Below are 234 nucleotides of genomic sequence, written 5' to 3'. Positions count from 1 at the left end.
GAAAAAAATATTGCTATATAAGAAAATGAAAAACCAATTTTAAATAAAAACAAAATCCCCGCACGACAAAAAATAAATATGTAAACATAATATTTACGAAATACATTAAAAAAAAAATCCATTTGTTCAGGTGTTACCGCCGATTTATAGCTCGTTAGTGCTGCAGGTAATAAATAAAGATCATCAAAAAGCTTATCTTTAATAAGATCCTTAGGAAAACGACAACGCACTACA

At 27.8% G+C, this 234-nt stretch carries 1 pseudogene; it reads right to left on the bottom strand.

Annotated elements, in window-relative coordinates:
* Positions 1-234: pseudogene (locus JDS80_RS31905) on the bottom strand (hypothetical protein); the annotation flags it as partial.

The organism is Bacillus cereus group sp. N8 (assembly GCF_016483685.1).
Classification (GTDB): Bacteria; Bacillota; Bacilli; order Bacillales; family Bacillaceae_G; genus Bacillus_A; species Bacillus_A proteolyticus.
Note: the sequence above shows the minus strand (reverse complement) of the source record. Positions and strands in the feature narration are given on the sequence as shown.